The organism is Okeania sp. SIO2F4, assembly GCF_010672385.1.
GTDB lineage: Bacteria > Cyanobacteriota > Cyanobacteriia > Cyanobacteriales > Microcoleaceae > Trichodesmium.
Genome location: NZ_JAAHGT010000690.1, coordinates 1 through 5,247, shown reverse-complemented (window position 1 = coordinate 5,247; position 5,247 = coordinate 1). Strand labels below are relative to the sequence as shown.

The following is a 5,247-nucleotide window of genomic DNA, read 5'->3' as shown; positions in this document are numbered from 1 at the left end:
TGGTAATTATCAATTATCCATTATCAATTATCCATTAATGAAACTCCTTACTCCAGGATATCAGAGCAAAAAAGTTAATATGTTTCTGTAATTATAAATAATAAGTTGATTAAGATTAAGAGAGGGCTACTAAGAAGTTTTGGGTAAGGTTTTCCTGGGATTTTGGATAGCTTAAATTATTTTAAAGGTAAGTTTGAGTACCTTTAAGACAATCTTGATTAAAAAAAACTATACGGTCGCGCCCCTTTTCTTTTGCATGGTAAAGTGCTTCGTCTGCTTTAGCAATTAGAGATTGTGGAGACTCTGTTTTAGTAGGGATGACACTTGCAACTCCCATGCTCATTGTAACATATTTACTTACTCTAGAAGCAGAATGATTAATGTATAATTTGTGAATAGCTGTACGAATTAATTCTACTACTTTTTCTGCATTTTTACCAGATGTATTTGGTAAAATTATCGCAAACTCTTCACCCCCATAACGAGCTACTAAATCTGCGGAACGTTTAACAGTTTGTTTAATACTTTGAGCAATTTTTCGTAAACAATCATCTCCTGCTAAATGACCATAGTAATCATTGTAATATTTAAAATAATCTACATCACATAAAATTAAAGATAAAGGTAATTTTGTTCTTGTCAGTCTCCGCCATTCTTTTTCTAAATATTCATCAAAAGAACCACGGTTAGCAATACCTGTTAAGCCATCTAGTTTAGCAACTTTTTGGAGTTTTTGATTAGCAATAATTAAAGCTGCTTCTGCTTTTTGTAAGGCTAAGTTTTGCTTTGTTAGTTCTGATTCTACTTGTTTTTGAGCTGTAATATCGATAATTAAACCTTTAATTGCTAATACCTCGCCATCTGAACAGTAAACTCCTTTTCCTTGTTCCCAAACCCACTTTATTTCTTTCTTGGCTGTAATTATCCGATAAATCAACTGAAATGGTTGATTGTTGAGTAAAGCTTTTTGTCTTTCTTGCCAAAGATATTTTCTATCTTCTGGGTAAATTAATTGGTTATAGATAATTTTATTTTGAATCAATTCCTCGGATTGATAACCAGTCAAACTATAAAAATTGTCACTGACAAAGTTCATGTTTAAATTACAATCATTACTACTATAGTAAACCATCCCGGGTAAATTTTCTATTAGATTTTCTAGCATTAATTTATGCTCTTTTAGTTCATTTTCTACTTTTTTTCTTAAAGATATTTCTTGTTCTAATTTTTGATTTTGAGATTCTAGTTGTTTTTTCAAATAATGTACTTGAAGATGGCACTTAATTTTTGTTAAAACATCATCTGCTTGTATAGGCATTTTAATACCATCTAAGTTTTCTATATTTAATTGCTTAACTTGATTTATTTCATTTTGATTGGCTCCGATAAAAATTATCGGAATATGTTTCGTTGATTCTAAAGTTTGCACAAATCTGCAAATCTGCAATTTCTCTTTTGAAGTCAAACTTATTAATATTAGCTCTACCGATATATTTTGCAATGTGTTTATTGCTTCTTCTGTACTGTGAGCTACTACAAATTCATACTCATTTTCTCTTAATAGACTAGATAATAACTTAAGGTTGCTATAGTTATTTTCTACTATACAAATTACTTGCTCAGGAGATACTTGTAAATTTTTCATTTTTTTTAAAATCTGAAATTATTGACAATTAAAAATATTTCATACAAATAAGAAAAAACCTCTTGCCAAGCTTGAGGATGATTGTATCCCTTAATCTTTATCTTTCAACAGCACAGATTTTCCTTCCCCACCTAATATTAAAGGTAAAATGCAGGCTGAAGAATTAAGCAAGAGGTTTAACTTTAGATGCTCCTGATGTACTAACTCCCTAGATATTTCCTACGTCCCAAAAAGGACTTGGTTGTAGGATAACTGAACTTACAAAGGTTTTTAATAAGCTTCGTAAAAGTTCGTAGTTTGTCTGTACTATTCTATAATAATACTCTTTTTATCAAATTCAACTGGGTTATTACAATAGCCCGATTTTATTCTATGCTTTCGTCACAATGAAGAGGTAATGTTGAATAGTGTAATTTACCTAACAGTAAAATTACTATATAGCAATCCTATTTTAGTTGTAATATTTTGGTAAGTACCTAAAAATAATTAATTGCACAGTTATATTCCCTGTAATACCTATATGATGAAGGTTTTAGTATTGCCAAAATTGCAATTAATTTTGTGTACCAACTTAGTAATGAGAAGTTATAACTCAGGAGTCAGCTAGGGGAGCTGTCGGATTGACGACGTACATAATTTAAAAGGCTTTCAGTTAAAATGAACTGTTGTAAAAATTTTCACGAATCATTTCATATTGCTATATATAATTAAGAATACTATTCCTGGTTTAATATTCGCAACCATATAACAACTGTAGTACCACCATTAATTACTAAATCTTGCTCTTTTAAATAACTGGGTAACCATTGATTATCGACAGGAGAATATACTTTAATTTTACCTTGCATTTCATCTATCAAATTACGAGCAATTACTAATCCTAATCCTGTTCCTGGAATATTTGTTTTAGCTTTTTCTCCCCGATAGTTTCGTTCAAATAAATGTTCTAAATCTTCCGATGGAATGCCATAACCTGTATCACTGATAGCTATTGCCAGCATTGCTTCTGTTTGACTATTAATTGATTTATGATGATTTTGTTGTGGAGCTAAAGTTGCTAATTTAATATAAATATTTCCTTCTGTTGGAGTATATTTTAAAGCATTATCAATAATATTACTTAAAACTTCTCGCAAAGCTTTATAATTAGCTTTGACAGTTGGTAAATGATCGGGAAAATCAACTTGTAAATCTATATTACTTTCATCGGCAATTGCTTTGGCAGAAACTAATAAAGGTTCTAAAACTTGTTGTACAGAAACTGACTCTAAAAAATTAGCTCCTGGTAAAAGTCGCAGAGGTTTAGATTTTTGATTAGCTTCTTGATGAGCATCTATTATTTCTTCTATATCTCCATTTTGAGTTGTGCTTTGAAGATACTCACTTTCAGCAGGAATACTTAATATGTCTTCCCCAACATTAACAGTTTCATCAATTTGTTCAATTAATTCTCTGAGGCGATCGCTTTCTCGTAAAATACTATTAGCTATATTCCAGTTCTTATCTTCTGGTAAAAATCTTTTCAGTAATAACTTACCAAAAGTTCTTAGTGCAGTTAATGGACTTTTTAACTGATGCAGTATATTGTGCATCGTATCAAATTGTTCAGATTGCAACTGTTGTTGTTGCTGAAATTGTTGCTTTAACCATTCAGAACGTTGATCTAAAATGCAGGCTATGGTAATAGTATGAGCTACTTGTTGAATTTGAGTTTTTTCTTTTTGATTCCAGGGTCGGTCTTCTCTTGCTGTTACCAGTAATCCCATGACTACTCCATCATGGATTAAGGGTAAAACAATTTGATGCTCTTGCCAAGGATGATTTTTTGGCCATCCTGATTTTGATTCTGTTGTACGGTTGCTTGCTTCTAAAATTGGATAATTTTTGCCGATCGTTAAGGGTGCTGCTGATAATTTCGGAAGGTTATCTAATGTTTGTATTTCTGAGGTTACTTTTAAGACCGAAGTTGCTTCCCCACTTTGTGGTATTTCTGGATCTGCAATAATAGGAATTAGCTTTGCTTCACCCCCTTCTACCAGTTTCTCTGTCAAGTAAACTACGCTTAAGGTCGCACCCCAACTGGATACGAGAGCGATTTGGGATCTGCAAAGTTCGATAAATTCTGTACTGGTGGGAATTAGCATTAGAGCCATTTGTGGGATTTTCCACTGGACATCAGTTTATTTTAGATTTTAGATAACAGAGTGTATATTTTGTATCAAAATATTAAAAACACTTGAGTTTTTCTGTTAAAATTTATATAATCTTATCAAATTTGGTAGCCATAACTACACCCATCGGCTAACACAGGAGGTAAGGAAATTGGCTAGAAGACGTAAGCGCAAAAGTCGTCGTAGACAAGAAGGACGCAGGATTCTTGAGCAAGTGGCTCAGTATAGCATTGAAAGTGGTGAAGATAAACCAGTCACTGCTGCTCGTAAATTTATTCATGCCCAAGGTATTGTCCCACCTGCTGTACTTCTAGTGAGAAGAAATGAGCATACCACCGATCGGTACTTCTGGGCGGAAAAAGGTTTATTTGGAGCCCAATATGTTGAAGAAAATCATTTCTTGTTTCCGAGCTTAAAAGTTTTGATAGAACTTAAGACAGCCGACAAAAAACAGGTACTTAGTTCTACTCCAAGTTTAACTCAAGTTTAAGGACGTTGTATAAAACGTTTTTTTCTGGGTAAGCTGGAATATTTTTTTTGATTTATGACCAATAAGTACCAAGTTGATACTTAAATTAAGCAAGCGGGTAATGCTTAACCAGCATTCCCACTTTGTTTAATTTAGTATTATATAATCGCAGATTTTATTGCCCTTGAAGGCTCAACTAACTAAGATTTCAAGCTTCCATCTGCCAATGGACTTGATATCTTAGTTATTTTTATTTTTTATAGCTTACCAAAATAAATTACCGATACTATTTTGATAACATTTTTTAACAATGCACAATAGAAATATCTACTGAGGGGTTGGGTTATCTCCCAATTTTTGTGAAAAATTATCACAAACCCTTTGATTTTTCGCCTTGGTTATCGGTATCTAAAAAAAGAGGATTAATTGCTTGAATCTCTCTTAGGCAAATTACCAGGATATAGAATTTACTTACTCAGCTGATTTTTCCCAGAAATAACTCTTTACTCAGCAATTTTAGCAAAAAGGTCAACTCTTGATGTTTGTTAGTTTTTCTTAGCAAATAGGCAAAAGTTAATCAATCTCTTAAAGTTTGATATTTTTAGTTTGATTCTTGGTATGCTTTTAAGTTTAGAGCTGTTTGTAAAGCTGCTAATTCATCCCTATGAGCTGTGATGGAAAGTAAACTTTTGGTTTGAGAACCCTCAGTCAATATTCCTTCCAGCTTCAGATCGACTTTTTCTGGACGTTTAGACTTTTGCCAATAAAAAATACCTGCTAAAGGCGATACTAAAACTAGCCATATAAAGTATTGACCAAATTCAGGAACTAACATTGATACAGCCAACCCAAAACATAAAGCACCTACTGCTGCTAATAGGGTTAAGAAAAATGCCAAAAAGATCGGAAAAGGGTCGTGTAAGGAAAGGGTGTAGGTCTCGGTTGTCGGCGGATCATTAAAA

General features: G+C 32.6%; 4 protein-coding genes. 1 reads left to right on the top strand and 3 read right to left on the bottom strand.

Annotation, left to right across the window (positions count from 1 at the left end; all coding sequences use genetic code 11):
- Nucleotides 1-181 precede the first annotated feature (181 nt).
- Nucleotides 182-1,645: a diguanylate cyclase domain-containing protein gene (locus tag F6K22_RS30565; RefSeq protein WP_293106890.1), complete on the bottom strand. Its 1,464-nt coding sequence runs from the start codon at nucleotides 1,643-1,645 to the stop codon at nucleotides 182-184.
- 716 nt (nucleotides 1,646-2,361) lie between these two features.
- Nucleotides 2,362-3,798, bottom strand: a complete 1,437-nt coding sequence (locus tag F6K22_RS30560) for a GAF domain-containing sensor histidine kinase (RefSeq protein ID WP_293106887.1) — start codon at nucleotides 3,796-3,798, stop codon at nucleotides 2,362-2,364.
- A gap of 169 nt (nucleotides 3,799-3,967) precedes the next feature.
- Between F6K22_RS30560 and F6K22_RS30555 the strand changes: the two genes are divergently transcribed.
- Nucleotides 3,968-4,306: a DUF3155 domain-containing protein gene (locus tag F6K22_RS30555; RefSeq protein WP_293106885.1), complete on the top strand. Its 339-nt coding sequence runs from the start codon at nucleotides 3,968-3,970 to the stop codon at nucleotides 4,304-4,306.
- 580 nt (nucleotides 4,307-4,886) lie between these two features.
- Here F6K22_RS30555 and F6K22_RS30550 read toward each other — a convergent pair.
- Nucleotides 4,887-5,247: cofactor assembly of complex C subunit B (locus F6K22_RS30550; RefSeq protein ID WP_293106882.1), on the bottom strand; the 361-nt coding region annotated here is incomplete at its 5' end.